The sequence below is a fragment of the Synechococcus sp. PCC 7336 genome (assembly GCF_000332275.1).
GTDB lineage: Bacteria > Cyanobacteriota > Cyanobacteriia > Thermostichales > PCC-7336 > PCC-7336.
In genome coordinates this window covers 3,469,433-3,469,907 of sequence record NZ_CM001776.1, presented here as the reverse complement: position 1 = coordinate 3,469,907, position 475 = coordinate 3,469,433, and the positions used below count along the sequence as shown (strand labels likewise).

General features: G+C 57.1%; 1 pseudogene. It reads right to left on the bottom strand.

What is annotated here, in order from left to right:
• Positions 1 to 475: pseudogene (locus SYN7336_RS32405) on the bottom strand (hypothetical protein); the annotation flags it as partial.

Here is a 475-nt window from a genome sequence, read left to right as displayed (position 1 = left end):
AGGTGATGGTGTTGGTGACATCGCCATTTAGACTGCGGACTTCCTGGAGCAGTTGATAGTCATCGTTGTAGGTGTAGGTGGTCAGCCCTTCGAGCGAATCGACTCGGGTGAGACGGTTGCCGAGGGCGTCGTACGTGTAGTCGATGGTGCGACCACCGTTGGTGGGGTCGTCTGGGTCGAGGATGCGCTCTTGGGTGAGGCGATAGACATCGTCATATTCGTATTGGGTGATGCGGCCATCGTGTTCGGTGATTTGCAGGCGATGGCCCACATTGTTGAGGGTGTATTCGAAGCCAGCAATGATGGTTTCTGCGCCGGTTTCGGCATCGATTTGGACGGTGGTGAGACGGGTGAGACGGTTGAGATTGTCGTAGCCCCGTCGTTCCTCGATACCATTGGCAAATTCGGTGAGGGTGAGGCGACCGGCGAGGTCGTATTGGTAGGTGGTAACGCCTCCATCGGGGTCGGTGACCGT